This window comes from Pseudomonas sp. JL3 (genome assembly GCF_031570575.1).
In the GTDB taxonomy this organism is placed as follows: Bacteria; Pseudomonadota; Gammaproteobacteria; order Pseudomonadales; family Pseudomonadaceae; genus Aquipseudomonas; species Aquipseudomonas cucumis.
This window is the reverse complement of the sequence record NZ_JAKWJK010000078.1, coordinates 1-317: the sequence shown is the minus strand read 5'-3', so window position 1 is coordinate 317 and position 317 is coordinate 1. Positions and strand designations below refer to the sequence as shown.

Here is a 317-nt window from a genome sequence, read left to right as displayed (position 1 = left end):
GTGAACACATCCGTGGCGCCCGGCGCGCTGACCGAATTCGGGTTGCTGTGGTACACGGCGTTGCCGTTGGCATCCAAGGTCAGGTAGCCGTAGGTGCCGTTGATTTGCGTGTTCAGGCCGCCAATGGCCGAAGTCGAAGTGTCGCTACCAGCGCGCACGCCGACCACTGCTCCACCCGACGCAGGGCCGTCAGCACCAATCACATCATTGCCCAACACATTACCGCTGACCGTTCCACCCTCCGCCACCGAGACTGCATCGGCGTGAGCGGTGGGTACGTCATCGACGATGTTGATCACGATGGTACTGGTGACGCT

Annotated in this window: 1 protein-coding gene; it reads right to left on the bottom strand. The window is 61.8% G+C overall.

Annotation, left to right across the window (positions count from 1 at the left end; translation table 11 throughout):
- A partial coding sequence (locus MMG91_RS28865; RefSeq protein ID WP_310661462.1) for an Ig-like domain-containing protein occupies positions 1–317 on the bottom strand: 317 nt, incomplete at both ends.